Consider the following 16,057-nt stretch of genomic DNA (forward strand, 5'->3'; position numbering starts at 1 on the left):
TAGAACAAATGCTCAATGGCGATGCACATATGTGCTATAGAGATAGGCCGGTTACCCGGCAGTTAACTACCATGAACTGAACTCAGCCCGAACTAGCATTTTACATCAGAGACACTCCCACGGGCGTGGGTCTTCAAAGGGGGCGCGAGAGTGATTCCAAACACAATGCTAGCAGCGCGCTTGTATGCTCCTGGTGACATTCGTGTAGAGGAGGTCCCTGTCCCTGAAGTGGGGGAAAGGGAGGTTCTCATCAAGGTGATGGCCGCGGGCATATGTGGTTCGGATCCGCCGCGCGCCATGTCGACCGGGACCTACTCGTATCCTCTTACAATTGGGCACGAGTTTGCTGGCGAAATCGCTGCAACGGGTTCGGGAGTTAAGGGCCTGTCGCCTGGGGAGCGGGTCACCGCGATCCCGCTGATTCCCTGTGGCTCCTGTGGTTACTGCAGGGCCGGGCAATACAATCTGTGCGACCAATACGATTACATCGGTTCGCGGACAGATGGGGCGTTTGCACAGTACATGAAGACCCGCGCCGAGAACGTGCTCGTCATCCCTGACAGCGTCGATTTCGAAACCGCCGCTACGAGCGATCCCGCTGCGGTGGCCCTGCACGCGGTTAGGAAGGCAGGCATCACCGTTGGAGATACCGTGGCAGTTCTCGGGGTGGGTCCGATTGGGCTTTTCGCGGTCCAGTGGGCAAAACTCGTGGGCGCGATCATGGTGATGGCGGTTGACATCTATGATGAAAAGCTGGAAATCGCCCGAAGGCTGGGTGCCGACATATGTGTGAATGCCCGAAAGGATGACCCTGTCGCAATGGTTAACCAGATAACATCTGGGAAGGGAATCAACCGTGTCATCGAGACAGCGGGAGTCCCGCAGACACAACATCAGGGATGTCTCATCGCGTCGAAACTGGGTTCCGTGGTGTTTTGCGGCATATCTCACGCGGGGCTCGAGCTGTCGGAGGCTGCGGTGGATAGGGTCATGCGGCGGGAGATCTCCGTGTTCGGATCTTGGAACTCAGGCGACGTCACCCTGCCGTATGAGGATGACTGGAAGACGACGCTGTGCTTTATGGGCCAAGGCAAAATCGTTGCGAAGCCGTTCATAACCCACCGATATCCGTTGATCGACGTTCCAAAGGTCTTCGATGATATCTGGAATGGGCATATGGTGCACGGAAAGGTGTTGTTCCTACCGCATGCAGGGGGCGAAACATGAGATAATTGCTGAGCGGCCGACTCGAGCACCGGCGCTTTCTCGGCACCAGCTCCCCCTGCAGTTGAGTGGGCCGGGAATGCCGTGAGACGTTTGCGCTTATGAGCTGTGCCCGTCAAGCACAGCCCATCACGACACCATTTGAGCGTAACGCAGATTACTTTAGCAAGAAGACACCGGTCCGTACCGCGACAGTTGGTTGTGCGGGGTTCGGCACGCAGCCCGGACCGCAGTATCGGGGTGCCGCTCAAGGGGGGTGAGAGAGGTCTTTGTGTCGTCGGTCCTGATGAGAAGCGCACTGCACACTCTAGCTAAAAGGAGGGTCAAGTAGTGAGAACCACGTTTTCACGCCTTTTGGTTCTGACCGTGGTTGTGGCGTTGCTTTCCATCGCGATGTTTGGTGGCGTGGTGGCTGGGCAAGATGTGGAAAAGCAGAGACGTGAACTGGCGCAGAAGTACAAGAACGCCGAACCGGGGGAGCACTTCCTCATAGGCCACATCACCTTCCACCTGTCGCAGGAATATGCAATGATGGTTTACCAGGCCATCGAGCAGGCCTGCGAGCAACTCGGCTTGCGGTTCAAAGGGGCGCTTGCCGAGTCCGACGCAGCGTGGATCGAACAGACACAAAGCATGATAGCTGCTGGGGCAAAGGCGATAATTTACAACTGTCCGTCCGTATCTGTTATACCGAAGCTCGCTCAGATTTGTAATGAGAACAAAGTATTCATGGCGACATACTTCGGTGTCACCGGAGATGTGTTCCCCGGGGACTTTGGACCCTACTGGGTAATTGACAATACACCACTTTCTGACGAGCAGACATTCCTGCCACTGGTTCTCCTCTTCCAGAAAATGAAGGATAATGGGAAGACCAAGCTGCTCCATATCCAGGCGAGCAAGACAAACGCGACGATCTCGACGGCCTTGATTAACCTGGGAGTCTTCCAGGCATGGAAGATGTTCCCTGAAATGCAAGTTCTGGGCCATCAATTCGGTGAATGGAACTACGAGGAAGGACGCAAGGCTGCTGAGGCCGCTCTGGCCGTGCGACAAGACTACCAGGGCCTGTGGGGGGCCAACGACTCTGTGACCATGGGTGCCCTGAGGGCACTTGAGGATCGCGGGCTACGGATTGGGCCGTTCACCGCCTCCAGGGACATGGAGATGACCACGGCACAGGAGATCTTGAGCGGCAACTTCCTCGTCACGGCGGGATTTGCCATTCCGTACTTTGGCGGAAGGCTTGTTCCGATGCTCTATGACATGTGCGTTGGCGAGTGGTATCCCATGCCTGACGAGATGCTCCAGTCCGGCACGATAGACCTTTACGGTCGACCAGGCGAGCTCGAGAAGCTAGCCAAGGAAGCCGGTATCGACAAGCATCCTAACCTGAAGATCGGCCCGACCCAGGATAACCTGGAGAAGATACTGAAGCAGATGAAGTCCAAAGACCCGAAGTACCCGTACGACTTCAGGCTGCTGTCTCTAGCCAAATGCAAGGAGCTCGGTCTGAAGTACGACCGTCACGCTGGCGCCGGGACAGAGCTGGGTTCGCATGACTACTTCTATCCGGCCAAGCTGAAGAAATTCGGGAGCCTCGAAGCCTACAAGAAACACATCGCTGCTGTTATTAAGTATTTCCTCGATTTCAGCTGGGCAGACACGTGGCAGCAAGCCGAACAGTACGCAAAACGGTTCCCGTCGGAGCTAAAGCTGGACCCGGTGTGGCAATAAGTAGTGGATAGGATGTAGGTAGTAGCCAGCTCCTCGGCTTGGGGGATGGCCCAGCAGCACGTCTCTGAGTCTTCAACGTCAAGTTGAAGAGATCGTCGACTGGTCTCAGTGGATCAGGCCTGCACGACAGAGAGGGCCATCCCCCAAGGGGGAAGACCGTTTTGTGCGTCGGCGGATGGGCCGAACGGGGTCAGAATGACAGAATGATAATAAGGTGATGAGGATGGCGGTACCGGTTCTTGAAGTCAAGGGCGTCGCCAAGACCTTCGATCGAGTCGTGCAGGCCCTGCGTGGTGTAAGCATAGCTGTCAACGAAAACGAGATAGTCGGAGTTGTGGGTGAAAATGGTGCTGGGAAGTCTACTCTGATGAAGATCTTGGTAGGGGTATACCCTCCCGATGCAGGGGAATGGTACTACAAAGGTACCAGGACTTCGTTTCCGAAGAACCCCAATGAGGCAGCCAAAAAGGGGGTCGCCATAGTTTACCAGGAGAAGGGTGTGATCCCGGCCTTAAAGGTCTACCAGTACCTGTTCCTCGGGCATGAGGACAAGTACATGAAGTTCCCGAGACTAGCGACAACGGAGATGAGAAGACGCGCGCGGGAGATCACAGACGAGTTCCATATAACCTGTGATGTCGACCAGTTTATGTATGAACTGCCGTTGTCTACCCAGAAAATGATCGAGATAGCGCGGGCTATTCTGGGCCTGCGCCTGGAGCACGGCAATGATCATGCCGCATCGGTTGTCATACTCGACGAGCCGACCGCGCCGTTAACCATAGAAGAACGTCAGGGGCTATTCTCATATATCCTTGACATGAAAAAGACCACCTCGTTCATCCTGGTTTCCCATATGATGCATGAGGTGCTGGAGTTCACTGACCGGGTTTATGTGCTGCGCGACGGCAGCCTGGTCGCTCACTATGATTTGTCTCGCGAGAGCGTCACAGAGGAGGACCTTTTCAAGGCCATAGTAGGCAAGACGTCATTCGAGCATGCCGCTCGGGACGAGGGCCCAGCTGTCCCTGGCGAAGAAGTGGTCTTGGAGACGAGGAGCCTCACGAAAAGAGGGAGCTATTACGACGTTTCTCTGGAGCTTCATAAGGGAGAGTGCATCGGCATCTTCGGTCCGGCGGGCTCAGGGAAGAGCGAGATAGTCAAGACGATAGCAGGCCTCATGAGCTTCGACAGCGGGACTCTGATGGTCAAAGGAGAGGTCGCTAGAGCAGGTGAGGAGCCTCATGTTAGGTTGACGAGAGGTGTCGGGTATTTCTCCGGTGAAATAGAAAGGCAGCTATTCTTCAATTGGCCTGTCAAGGAAAACATCTCAATAGTGAACATCGACAAGGTACTGAGGCGACGCGGCAGGATCATCAACTTCAACGCTGAGAGGCAAATGGCAGAGAGAATCACTGCAAGACTAAAGATAAGGACGCGCGACGTTAACGCCAATTGTCGTTCACTGAGCGGCGGCAACAAGCAAAAGGTGTCTGCGGGGAGATGGTTTGAGAGAAATCCTGACATACTCCTCCTTGAGGACCCCACGATCGGAATCGATGTGGGCGCAAGGAAAGACATCTATGAAGCCCTCAAGGAGATGAAGAGCAGAGGGATGTCAATGTTGCTTGTGAGCGACGACCCAAAGGAGTACTCGATCTTGTGCGATAGAGTCGTACTCATCAAGAACGGACGGCTCCAACGCGAGGTTGACAGTAGGGAGTTTACAGAGGCGATGTCAACGTGAAGTCATTCAGCAATGGCGCGAAAAACGGGCGGGCTCGTTATCTTCTGGGGTCTGTCAAGAAACAACCCGTGGTTCTCATACTCATCGTGATATCTGTGGCGTTTTCCATTTGTTTTCCTGATCGCTTTCTCACCTATCTCAATATCTCCTCCATAGTGAGCCAGTTTGTGACGATCATGCTGTTCGCGCTGGGTCCATCCATCGTGGCGGCGATGGGATCGATGGATTTGACCTACATAGGCATCTGGATGCTCGGCGGCATTGTCTTGTGGCGGTTGACGCCGACACTCGGACCCGCCGCCATCCTCGTGATCCCGGTTCTCGGAGTCGTCACCGGCTGGCTGGTCGGAGTCATACAAGTCAAGGCGAAGATACCTTCTTTTATACTCACTTTGAGTCTACTGGTGGCGTACTCGGGGCTTACATCTCTTCTGTCGGGCGGTTACCCAAGGATCGTTCGGGGTTATGAATTCATAACGGCCCCACTGATACCGTACGTGCCGACCGAACTGGTATGGACGGTCCCGCTGATAGGCGCCGCTGTGTTCATCATGAGGAGCACCAAGGTGGGCACGTATCTTTACGCCATCGGGTCGAATGAAGAGGGGGCGCAGCTAGCCGGGATAGACGTTCAGAGGTATAAGATCTTGGCCTTCACGATAAGCGGCCTTTTCACGGGTTTGGGATCCGTAATCCAGTTCCAACATCTAGGGGGGTCAGTGCCCCTAGCGCTCAACTTGAACACCATGGTCTCGCCACTTGTTGCGATAGTCCTCGGCGGGACCTTGCTGACGGGAGGTAGCGGGGGCCCGGACAGGACAATCCTGGGCGCATTGACGTATGTCGTTCTGTACCGTGGACTGTACATCTCGTTTCTGAGCCCGGAAGTCCTGCAATTGCTCACCGGTTTGCTTCTAGTCGTTTCGGTTGTTATTGCGTCTCGAGAACTAAGAAGCGTCATCGTCACGTGAGAGCGAGGAGGCAGGCGTAATGACCGTTTCAATTCCGGAATGGCTCCGAAAGAACACGGGGATCGTCATCGCGGTAGTCGCAGCGATAGCTGTTATAGGCATCTTCCAGGCGATCAATCCCTTCTTTCTCAGCCACCAGGGAAGAATCACCCTAGTATATGCGATGTCCTATTTTCTGATAGCGGCGTGTGGCCTGACTTTCGTGATCATGATGGGTTCCTTCGATTTTTCAGTGGTTAGCCTGCTAAAACTCGCTGCTCTGCTGTGCGCCTTGTATATCGATAGCATCGGGCTCTGGGTGATTCCTGTGGCTGTGCTTGTATGCGCCGGGTGTGGGTTCATAAACGGGCTCCTGTTCGTAAAGTTCAAAGTGCCGTCTTTTCTAGCGACACTCGGTATCTCTGTCGTCGTCGACGGGATATCGCTGTATCTTTCGAGAGGTTTCCTGCATGTGATCACCAACAGGGCTTTCCGATCCCTCTCCGTGACGTTTTTCGCGGGCCTGCCATCAGTGTTCTACTGGGCTGTGGGGATCTGGATCATATGCACGTTCGTGGCGCTGTGCACGCCGTTTGGGCGCCGTATCTATGCCATCGGAGGAAACCCCACCGCCGCTGCGTTGTGTGGAATAAACGTGGCGAAGCACCGGCTGTGCGTGTTTACGATTAGCGGCTTTCTTGCGGGACTGGCGGGGGTCTTGTATATGGCACAATTCGGAGGGGGGTCCATAGAGATCGGTGCGGACATGATCATACCGCTTTTCGCTAGCGTCGTTGCCGGTGGGACGGCCCTCACGGGAGGTATCGGCGGTCCGCACAGGACAGTGATCGGGGTGATACTCATCACTTGGATTCAGGCTGGGATGTCGACGCTCGCGATCGGTCGTGACATCCAACTGCTGACCTTGGCCCTGATCGCAATAGGCATGAGCATAGTAACGACAGACAGAACCATGGTAAGCATCATCAAATGAAGTAGTACGACAGCCGGCGGTCTGTCAGTTGCAGCGCGGTCGACCTTTCACGTGAGGCGGCAGTGACAAATCCAGGTTGCGGCTGCGCGGGCGCTATCTGAGGAAGAAGGGCGTAGAGCCTTTTTGATGGAACGTCTCAGGGTGTGCTCTGCCCCGTAGGCTTAAACTGCAACGTATGGGAGGGGTTCTAGATGAGGTTGAAGGACAAGGTCGCGATCGTGACAGGCGGAGGTCAAGGGCTGGGTGAGGCTTTCTGCAAGGGCTTCGCACGCGAAGGTGCTCATGTTGTGATCGTGGACATCAACGAGGAGACTGGCAGGGCGGTCGAGCGTGAGATAAATCAAGGACCTGGCACGGGCATGTTTATCCGGACGGATGTTTCGTCCCGGGACGATGTCAAACGAATGGTCGATGCTGTCATGCAGCGGTTCGGGCGAATCGACGTGTTGGTGAACAACGCGGGCGCTCACACAGGCGGTGCCTTTTGGGAGGAGACCGAGGATGCCTGGAGGCGCATGTTTGAGGTCAACATCATGGGGGTTGTCCGAGTGTCTCAGGCGGTTGTTCCCATCATGATAAAACAGCGAAAAGGGAAGATAGTGAACGTCTCGTCGAAGGCGGCCATCGTAGGTGAGCCGAACCATGCTGCGTACAGCGCATCAAAGGGCGCAGTGCTCTCGTTGACGAGGGCAATGGCTGTCGAACTGGGCCAGTACGGGATAAACGTCAATGCCATCTGCCCTGGCACGACCTTGACTCCTCTTGGCAAGGCAGCCCTCCAAGACCCCGTGACGAGAAAGGCGCTGGAAAGCAATATCCCGCTTGGAAGGCTCGGACAGCCTGAGGATCAGGTAGGCTCTGTGCTCTTCCTAGCATCGGAGGAATCCGACTGGTGCACAGGTCAAAGTGTGGTGGTGGATGGCGGGCTGTCCATGATTTGAATCTGAACGCTCACCCACGTCGCTCGGCGGTCTGTGATGCGGGACTCGTCTTTGCAGAGCCCTCAGGAGTGGTGAACGCGCGCTGGTTCTAGCTGGGCGGGACCGTCAGGGTCCGGGCGAACAGCATGACTCGACGCAAGGTAAGGAAGGCGCATCCGGGAGGTCGTTGGTCCCTCCCGGATGCTTCCTAACGTTGTGAACTACCGACGATCTGGCTCACGACAGTCCGGCGGGATTAAGCCTCCTCGTGAGGTGCAACAAGTACGTTTGACGGCCTAGTGCTCCAGCTTTTGGGCAGGCAACTGCAGGAACGGATAGAGACCGAACCGCGCGAGCGGGTTGCAGGGCTTGTCCCGAGCATGGCGCGGCTGCGAGGAGTGGTCTGACGTGAAGGCAGCGGTTTATTACGGGGTCCGCGACATTCGTGTGGAGGAACAGCCCGTTCCGGCCATCGAGGGCGACGACATTCTCCTGGAAGTGGAGGCGTGTGCTATCTGCGGAACCGACGTTCGGACGTTCCTGAACGGGAGTTCCACGGTGACTCCTCCTCGTGTCCTGGGGCACGAAGTGTGCGGCATAGTCCGTGAGATCTCTGCAGGTATGAACGATGGTCCTAGAGTTGGCGACAGAGTTATCGTCGCGCCTGCGGTTGGCTGTGGGTACTGCAGAGATTGTCAGTCAGGAGCCCCGAACATGTGCGAAAGACTGCGCACGCTAGGGTTGGACTGCGATGGCGGGTTTGCCGAGTACATGGTGGTACCGGCTCGAGCCCGCTTCAATCTCATTAAGGTTCCGGAGGGGCTGGCACCTGAACATGCGACGCTGGCGGAACCGCTTGCATGCTGTATAAATGGACAGGACCAGGTTGGTATCAGGTTGGGCGACTCGGTTGTGGTGATAGGAGCGGGGCCAATTGGGTGCATGCATACGCTGCTAGCGAGGCTTCGAGGAGCCCTTAAGGTCGTAGTCATAGACAAGGTGCGTGACCGGCTTGGGGTCGCCAAGGAACTGGGGGCCACAGAGGTACTTTGCTCAGAAAGCGATGAGCCCGTGAGTTCGGTGCTTGAGATCACGGGCGGGGCCGGGGCGGATGTGGTCATAGTGGCTTGCCCGTCTTCTGAGGCCCAGGGCCAGGCGTTACAGATGTGTGCCCGCCGCGGCCGGGTTCTTCTCTTCGGGGGCCTTCCCCCGGGGAAAACGGCCTCTCTTGACACGAATTTGATTCATTACAAGCAAATACATGTGACTGGCTCCCACGCATCAACGGTGTTGCAGAATCGATTGTCGGTACAGCTTCTTGCATCGCGCGTCATTCCATCGGAGAAGCTTCTGACCCGTGTCGAACCGTTGGATCGGATTCGCGAGGCGTTTGACGCGGCGGTTTCCGCCACGGAGATGAAAATCGCGGTGAAGTTACACTGAGTGAGGGACTTCACGCCGATTGGAGGGAGAAAGAGTGCCTTGGAAAGCCATCTTAGCGATCGATCAGGGAACAACGGGCAGCAGAGCCGTGGTCTTTGACGAAGAAGGAAATGTGAGGGCAAGAGCATACAAGGAGATCAGGCAGTTGTTTCCGCACCCCGGTTGGGTGGAGCACGACCCCAAGGAATACGTCTCATCTGTGAAAGAGTGTGTGTTCGCCGTGCTTGACAGGTGCGGTGAGGATCTGCATATTGAAGGGGTGGGCATCACTAACCAACGAGAGACTACCATCGCGTGGGATAAACAAACTGGTGAACCCATATGCAACGCTATTGTGTGGCAGTGCAGGCGCACGGCTCCGTATTGCGAGCGCTTGATTGCCCAAGGTGCTAGCGCGACTGTTCTGGATAAAACCGGTTTGCCGATAGATGCCTATTTCTCCGCGACGAAAATCCGGTGGATTCTGGACAACATTCCAGAGGCACAGAGCCTAGTCGCTCAAGGGCGCCTGGCCGTCGGCAACGTCGATTCGTGGCTCATGTGGAACTTGAGCGGAGGCCGGATACACGCAACCGATGTGTCAAACGCGTCGAGAACAATGCTATTCAACATCTACACACGCGAGTGGGACAGCGATCTGCTTGACCTCCTCGATATTCCAGCGGATATACTACCATCCGTGTACGGTTCAAGCCACGTTTTCGGTGAGGTGTCAAGGGAATGGGGGGCCTTGGCCGGTACCCCAATATCGGGGGTAGCGGGAGACCAGCAGGCAGCGCTCTTCGGCCAGACGTGCTTTGAGGCGGGAATGGTCAAGAACACCTACGGCACAGCGCTCGCTGTTATGATGAACACGGGGGCCAACCCAGTGAGATCGAAGAGCGGCTTGACGACCGACCTGGCATGGTCCGTCAACGGAAGCACCGAGTATTCGCTCGAAGGGGTCGTCTTCATCGGAGGCGCGGCTGTCCAATGGCTCAGAGACGGTCTGAAGATAATAAAGGACGCCTCTGAAACCGAAGCGCTGGCGCGAGCGGTCGACGACACCGGCGGGGTGTATTTCGTCCCCGCGTTCGTTGGACTTTGCGCCCCATATTGGGACATGTACGCCCGCGGAACCATAGTCGGCCTTACGAGAGGCACGACCGCGCAACACCTGGCGCGTGCGACCCTTGAGTCCATCGCTTACCAGACTCGAGATTGCGTGGACGCAATGGCGAGGGACCTGGGCCAGCCGGTGCGATCCTTGAGGGTCGACGGAGGGGCCACGAAGAACGAGTTCCTAATGCAGTTTCAGGCAGATATCCTCGGCATCCCCGTGGAAAGGGCAGCCAACATGGAGATGGCGGCCCAAGGGGCTGCCTATCTCGCGGGACTTGCCTCCGGGGTGTGGAAGTCGAGGCAAGAGATCTCGAGGCTATGGAAGTGCGACAAGGTTTTCCAGCCCACAATGTCGGAGTCTCGGCGCGAGGAACTGTACAGCGGATGGCAGCGTGCCGTGGGCAGAGCTCGGGAGTGGGCTCCGAAGTCATGATGTATGCGATGCCGTGGGGCCGACCCGCTTTGCCACGCGATCAAGGCGCGGTTTCGACCAGTGCGCGATGGGGCGGTGTGTGATCGCGTCGTTCTGGGGTGAACCCCAGAGGAACGGTGAGGCTTGGCCGCATAGCCCACTCCTGTGCGTACGATAACGCGCGAATCCGTGTTGATTTACGCCGTGGTTGCGAGGTTCCTGTATGGTATGACGTGTGTTCGGTTCAGGGAAGGGTGCAATCTCGGAGTTCTGTTGTTGGCGGTGTATTGACCTTGAGCAATCTCTCGCGTCTCCGCGAACTCGTCCGCGTGGCGAAGCTGTACTACGAGGAGAATTTGTCCGAACAGGAGATCGCCTTGTCTTGTGGGACGTCACGGTCCAGCGTGTCGCGAATGCTTGCGGAAGCCAGGCGCAGGGGGATCGTTACGATATCGTTTACGAGCTTCAATCGCGAAGGCTCCGCTGAGGCCAAAGGATTGCGACTGACATACGGTCTCAAAGACGTGGTTCTCATTCCCAAGATCGGCAGTGGTTCGGAGGCAAGACTCAAGGAAAGACTCGGTGCTGCCGCTGCGGCCTACATCGCCGAGGTGATTCAGCCCGGTCAAATGGTGGGCGTCTCTTGGGGGACCACGCTGCTCGAGGTGGCACTGAAGCTTAGAGCTCGCAGAGTACCTGGAGTCTCGGTGGTACAGCTCAACGGTAGTGTTGGCCAGGGCGGAGCTTCATATCTGGGAGCGCAGGTGCTTGAGATGATCGCTGGCAAGCTCGGTGCCAAAGCAGTCTTGTTTCCCGCACCGGCCATTGTTGGAGACCCGGCCCTCAGCGAAGCTCTCATGAAGGATGTGTCTATCACTGAGGCGCTCGAAGCCGCACGAGGGTGCGACGTGGCTATCTTCACCGTGGGTGTTGTGGACCCCGCGTGCGTGCTGGTGGCGGCAGGTTACCTTACGGCGAACGACATGAGGCGTCTACAGACCTACGGGGCGGTGGGGGACATTTGTTCCCGGTTCTTCGACAGCCAAGGCAGGATCTGCGATCCGGAGCTTGATAGACGAACGCTGGGCCTTTGCCTCTCGGACCTTGCGGCGATTCCTCTCAAGATCCTTGTTGCCGGCGGGAGACAAAAGCTAGCCGGTATCCTCGGGGCCCTTCGTGCTGGCTACGCTGATGTCCTGATCACGGATGAGATGACGGCTTCCGGTCTTGAGGAGCTGACCAAAAACGGAATGCTCACGCCGACGGACGTCCAGGCGAACGCAGAGCTTGATGGTGACTTACTCCGCGGCGGAGGGACTTCGCGATGGGCATAGTGGACAGCGACGAGTTTTGTGGGAGAGTGGCTCGGCTGTACTACGGGGACGAGCTCACCCAAGCCGAGATCGCCGAGTTGCTGGGCGTCTCGCGTTCGGTTGTATCTAGGTGTCTCTCTAGGGCTCGGGCTAGGCGCCTCGTCCAGATAGAGGTTTTTGATCCAGAGGAGGTCTGCAGGGAGAGGGCGGAGATAATCCGACAACTGTTCGGATTGCGTCATGTGGTAGTGGTGCCCAATACCGAGGACAATGACGATGAAGAAGCCAAGCGAGCCGTGAGCGACGCAGCAGCCTTGTACCTCGACAGCATCGTTCGTGACGGCAGCATAATAGCCGTCTCGTGGGGTACAACCATGTACGAAGTGGCGAAGCGCTTGATCCCCCGGAAGCTTTCGGGTGTAAAGGTCGTGCAATTGAACGGCAACGCACGCTCAAGCCGCACCCACGAGAACGCCGCGACCATCCTAATGAACTTCGCCCAGGCGTACTCTGCCGAGGCGTACTCGTTGCCCGTTCCAGCGGTCACACACAGCAAGGCCCTGTCCTCCCAACTCTTGGCGGATCCAGCTATCAGCCTTGCCATAGACCTGGCGAGACGCGCTGAGATCGCTGTCTTCAGCATAGGCTTCCCCGATGCGCGCTCGATCTTGGTGGAATCGGGCTATGTTACGGTTCAGGAGATAGCGGAGCTTGTTGCGCGTGGAGCTGTAGGGGACGTATGCTCCAGGTACTTCGGTGCCAATGGTGAGATCATTGACCCGGACCTTGACGCTCGTACGATAGGGATTGGCCTCTCCGATCTCCGGGACAAGGCACACTCCATCGGCGTCGCCGCAGGTGCCCACAAGGCCAGAGGCATTGTCGGTGCGGCGAGGGGCGGCTACGTGAACACGCTTATCGTGGATGAGCTTGCGGCCCTTGAGATGATGCGTCTCGTTTGAGCGGCGTGGGGAACGGTTACACGCGTTGGAAGCCAACTGCAAATGAACCGCAAATGCCGCCTGGGATTCTGGTTTTGTTGAAGGAGTTGGCGCGCGAATGGCGAATGTGAATCGGTGAGCACATATGTGCTAGCACGGGCACGTGTGTGCAGCCAGTGGGTTCTTGGCTGTCCCGGGTTGTCGTGGTGAGTCGGCCTGACGTCAGGCCGTCAAGCGACTGACGTGGATGTGGTTACGCGTACCGGGTGTCCTGTCGTGCTGCGAGCGACGCAGAGGCTGCGTATTAGAGACACCGGCGCGGGCAGCGGTTAGCCTCGTACGGCCTAGATTGGAGTGGGAAAGAGGATGGACGGCGATGACCGTGCACAAGTGAATGCTGCTCACGACGACGCCAAACTCCTCATTCAAATAGCGCGAATGTACTACGAATACGGACTCGACCAGCAGGAGATCGCGGAGCGCGTCGGCCTATCACGTAGTCGTATCTCGAGAATGCTGACGAGAGCGAGAGAGGCAGGCATTGTACAGGTTACCATTGCGGACCCGTTCAGGGAGGAATCCCTGCTCGCCCAAGAGCTTCAGACGAAGTACGGGTTGAAGAAGGCTATCGTCTGCCCTGTCCCCCGTTCGAGCCGGGCCCCATTGGCTTGGCACCTGGCCCAGGCTGCCGCCAGGTTTCTGAGAGAGATCGTCCGGGACGGCGCGGTCATCGGTGTGTGTGGTGGGACTACAATGCTGCAAGTGGCCCGGGCGCTGCGGCCGCTAAGACGAAAAGACGTAAGCGTTGTCCAGCTCGAAGGAACGCTGTCGGGAGAAGGAGAGGCGCTTATCCACGGCAACGAGATAGCTGTCCTGTTCGCCAGGGCCTTCGCGGCCACCCCCTTTTTCCTAAATGTGCCGGCCATTGTTGCTCACGAAGAAGTGAAAGAGGCGCTCCTGGCCGAGCGGAATGTCGCGAAGGTTCTTGAGATGGGCAAGTCGGCTTCGATCGCGGTTTTCTCCATCGGGCATCCCGACAGATCCTCTCTGCTCGTCCAGGCAGGTTACTTCTCTCCAGAGGAGATGGATTCACTGGTGGCCGCGGGTGCTGTCGGAGACCTGTGTTCCCGGTTCTTTTCCGAGGACGGGTCCATTTGCGACGAGTCGTTAAACACGAGAACGATCGGTTTGGAGCTCCAGGACTTTACGCGGAAGGACTTTGCCGTGGCGGTGGCGGGCGGCCCGCAGAAGGTCGCGGGAATAAGGGGGGCTTTGCGCGGCCGGTTCGCAAACGTGCTCGTCACTGACGAGTCAACGGCGCAACAACTGCTCGAGGTGTAGTCTTTCCCACATATAGACTCAGACTCACTTGCGTGGAGGGCGAGGTGAGACGGGAATGGCGCTTGACACGGACCTTGAGTCGATTCAGGAGGCGCGAGACGCGGTTCGTCGTGCTGCCGAGGCCCGCGTGAAGCTGGCGTCTTTCTCTCAGGAGCAGGTTGACCGCATCGTCGCGAAAATGGCGGACGCGGGGCGTGCGCACGCGCGCGCCCTTGCGAAAATGGCGGTCGAAGAAACAGGTTTCGGGGTCTATGAAGACAAGGTCACAAAGAACCTCTTTGCGTCCGAACGCGTGTACGAGGCCATTCGCGATCTCCGTACAGTAGGTGTCATACGGTGCGACGGGTCCCGGAAGGTCGCGGAGATAGCCGAGCCTGCGGGCGTCATCGTCGCTCTTGTCCCGTCGACGAACCCTACGTCCACCGTAATATACAAGAGCCTGATAAGCCTCAAATCCCGGAATCCCATCGTATTCAGCCCGCACCCTTCGGCCTGCAGGTGCAGTTGTCAGGCGGCCCAGGTGATGGCCGACGCGGCCGCAGCGGCTGGCGCGCCCAGGGGGGCGATTCAGTGTCTCGTTCATCCGACGAAGCAGGCCACGGATGAACTCATGCGCCATCCAGACACGGCCTTGATCCTGGCCACCGGGGGATCGGCCATGGTGAAGGCGGCATACAGCGCGGGTAAGCCCGCTTACGGCGTCGGTCCCGGCAACGTGCCGGCGTTCATCGAGTGTACGGCCGACATAAAGAGGGCCGTCGCCGACATCTTCTCGAGCAAGACTTTCGATAACGGCACGATTTGCGCGTCCGAGCAGGCAATAGTGACCGAGTCGGTCATCGAGGACAAGGTCCTAGGAGAGATCAAAGCCCAGGGTGGGTACTTACTGACTGATTCAGAGGCCGCGGCGCTCTCAAAGATCGTGGTGACGTCAGGAGGCGGTATCAACCCGGCGATCGTCGGAAGAAGCGCGGTAACGATAGCCAAGATGGCAGGGCTTGCCGTGCCCGACGGGACGCGCGTTCTTGTTGCCCGGCTTTCCGGAGTGGGGCCTCAATACCCCCTTTCTAGAGAGAAGCTCAGTCCCATACTTGCCTTCTACGTCGAGCCTGACTGGCAGGCCGCTTGCGAACGATGCATCGAGATCCTGGAGTTCGGCGGCATGGGCCACACGTTGGTCATTCACTCGCGAAATCCGGTCGTCATTAGGGAATTCGCCATGAAGAAGCCAGTGTTCAGGATACTCGTCAACACTCCTTCCTCGCAAGGAGCCATCGGTGCGACGACCGGCCTCGAGCCCGCGTTGACGCTCGGTTGCGGAACGTGGGGCGGCAGCATCACTGCGGACAATGTCGGGCCGTTGCACCTTGTCAACGTGAAGCGCGTGGCGTACGGCCTCGACTCCGAGGAAGCCGAACGGCTTTATGAAGAGATGCTTGTAGGAGCTGCGGGCGCGGAGGTGACCTGCAGGCTTCCCAGGCCCGGCGTCCGTCCGACCGCCGGCGAAGGCACGCGCTGGTCAGGCGTTGGAGGTGGCCAATCATACGGAACTGCGGGGCAGGCGCAAGCGGCGTTCGCCCAGCGAAGGCCGGTTCCTACCATAATTGGACCAGCGGCTGCCATCGACAAGCCGGTGACCACTCCTTTCTCGGCTCGCGACACGGGTGGGGGCTCCAGCAGGAGCCCTGGAAGAGGAGCGACCGAACTTGGCGGAGAGCCCGGTGTGGCCTACCGCGCGGCGGGCGCTGCGAGCGTGACAAGCACGGCCGCTGCGACCGAGGCGGGAGGCGGACGAGGACAGGTAGCGAGCGACCTGCCTTCCAGCAGGCAAGCCCATCAAACCAGGCTTGTTACGGATGAAGACATCAGGGCGGTGGTCGACAGGTTCCTTTCTGAGTTGAATCGTGAGAAAGGGAGTTGAAACCGTGCCGGTG

At 57.8% G+C, this 16,057-nt stretch carries 12 protein-coding genes; all 12 read left to right on the forward strand.

Annotation, left to right across the window (positions count from 1 at the left end; genetic code table 11):
* The first annotated feature begins 165 nt into the window (after positions 1 to 165).
* Positions 166 to 1,227, forward strand: a complete 1,062-nt coding sequence (locus GX515_04420; protein HHY32261.1) for a galactitol-1-phosphate 5-dehydrogenase — start codon at positions 166 to 168, stop codon at positions 1,225 to 1,227.
* A gap of 390 nt (positions 1,228 to 1,617) precedes the next feature.
* Complete coding sequence (locus tag GX515_04425) at positions 1,618 to 2,961, forward strand: sugar ABC transporter substrate-binding protein (protein ID HHY32262.1); 1,344 nt, start codon at positions 1,618 to 1,620, stop codon at positions 2,959 to 2,961.
* 214 nt (positions 2,962 to 3,175) lie between these two features.
* Complete coding sequence (locus tag GX515_04430; protein ID HHY32263.1) at positions 3,176 to 4,708, forward strand: sugar ABC transporter ATP-binding protein; 1,533 nt, start codon at positions 3,176 to 3,178, stop codon at positions 4,706 to 4,708.
* Positions 4,705 to 5,679, forward strand: a complete 975-nt coding sequence (locus tag GX515_04435; GenBank protein HHY32264.1) for an ABC transporter permease — start codon at positions 4,705 to 4,707, stop codon at positions 5,677 to 5,679. Before GX515_04430 ends, GX515_04435 begins: the two co-directional genes overlap by 4 nt.
* A gap of 19 nt (positions 5,680 to 5,698) precedes the next feature.
* A complete protein-coding gene (locus GX515_04440) occupies positions 5,699 to 6,652 on the forward strand; it encodes an ABC transporter permease (GenBank protein ID HHY32265.1) in 954 nt (317 codons plus the stop codon).
* 191 nt (positions 6,653 to 6,843) lie between these two features.
* Positions 6,844 to 7,593 (forward strand): SDR family oxidoreductase, encoded by a 750-nt coding sequence (locus tag GX515_04445; protein HHY32266.1) that lies wholly within the window; start codon positions 6,844 to 6,846, stop codon positions 7,591 to 7,593.
* 387 nt (positions 7,594 to 7,980) lie between these two features.
* Entirely contained in the window at positions 7,981 to 9,015 is a 1,035-nt protein-coding gene (locus GX515_04450; GenBank protein ID HHY32267.1) for an alcohol dehydrogenase catalytic domain-containing protein, read from the forward strand.
* A 34-nt stretch (positions 9,016 to 9,049) separates the two neighbouring features.
* On the forward strand, positions 9,050 to 10,549 hold the full coding sequence (gene glpK, locus GX515_04455) for a glycerol kinase GlpK (protein ID HHY32268.1): 1,500 nt from the start codon (positions 9,050 to 9,052) through the stop codon (positions 10,547 to 10,549).
* Between the two features lie 272 nt (positions 10,550 to 10,821).
* The gene (locus GX515_04460) at positions 10,822 to 11,862 is read left to right on the forward strand and encodes a sugar-binding transcriptional regulator (GenBank protein HHY32269.1); all 1,041 of its coding nucleotides are present in this window, start codon (positions 10,822 to 10,824) and stop codon (positions 11,860 to 11,862) included.
* Entirely contained in the window at positions 11,853 to 12,803 is a 951-nt protein-coding gene (locus GX515_04465) for a sugar-binding transcriptional regulator (GenBank protein ID HHY32270.1), read from the forward strand. The genes GX515_04460 and GX515_04465 overlap by 10 nt, the downstream gene beginning before the upstream one ends.
* Positions 12,804 to 13,148: 345 nt before the next feature.
* A complete protein-coding gene (locus tag GX515_04470) occupies positions 13,149 to 14,123 on the forward strand; it encodes a sugar-binding transcriptional regulator (GenBank protein HHY32271.1) in 975 nt (324 codons plus the stop codon).
* A gap of 55 nt (positions 14,124 to 14,178) precedes the next feature.
* Complete coding sequence (locus tag GX515_04475; protein HHY32272.1) at positions 14,179 to 16,044, forward strand: acetaldehyde dehydrogenase (acetylating); 1,866 nt, start codon at positions 14,179 to 14,181, stop codon at positions 16,042 to 16,044.
* Positions 16,045 to 16,057 lie beyond the last annotated feature (13 nt).

Source organism: Bacillota bacterium, assembly GCA_012842395.1.
Classification (GTDB): domain Bacteria; phylum Bacillota; class SHA-98; order UBA4971; family UBA4971; genus UBA6256.

Coding starts and splice junctions, on each gene's coding strand:
- GX515_04420 (HHY32261.1), top strand. CDS start 166: ATGCTAGCAGCGCGCTTGTATGCTCCTGGTGACATTCGTGTAGAGGAG.
- GX515_04425 (HHY32262.1), top strand. CDS start 1,618: ATGTTTGGTGGCGTGGTGGCTGGGCAAGATGTGGAAAAGCAGAGACGT.
- GX515_04440 (HHY32265.1), top strand. CDS start 5,699: ATGACCGTTTCAATTCCGGAATGGCTCCGAAAGAACACGGGGATCGTC.
- GX515_04445 (HHY32266.1), top strand. CDS start 6,844: ATGAGGTTGAAGGACAAGGTCGCGATCGTGACAGGCGGAGGTCAAGGG.
- GX515_04465 (HHY32270.1), top strand. CDS start 11,853: ATGGGCATAGTGGACAGCGACGAGTTTTGTGGGAGAGTGGCTCGGCTG.
- GX515_04470 (HHY32271.1), top strand. CDS start 13,149: ATGGACGGCGATGACCGTGCACAAGTGAATGCTGCTCACGACGACGCC.
- GX515_04475 (HHY32272.1), top strand. CDS start 14,179: ATGGCGCTTGACACGGACCTTGAGTCGATTCAGGAGGCGCGAGACGCG.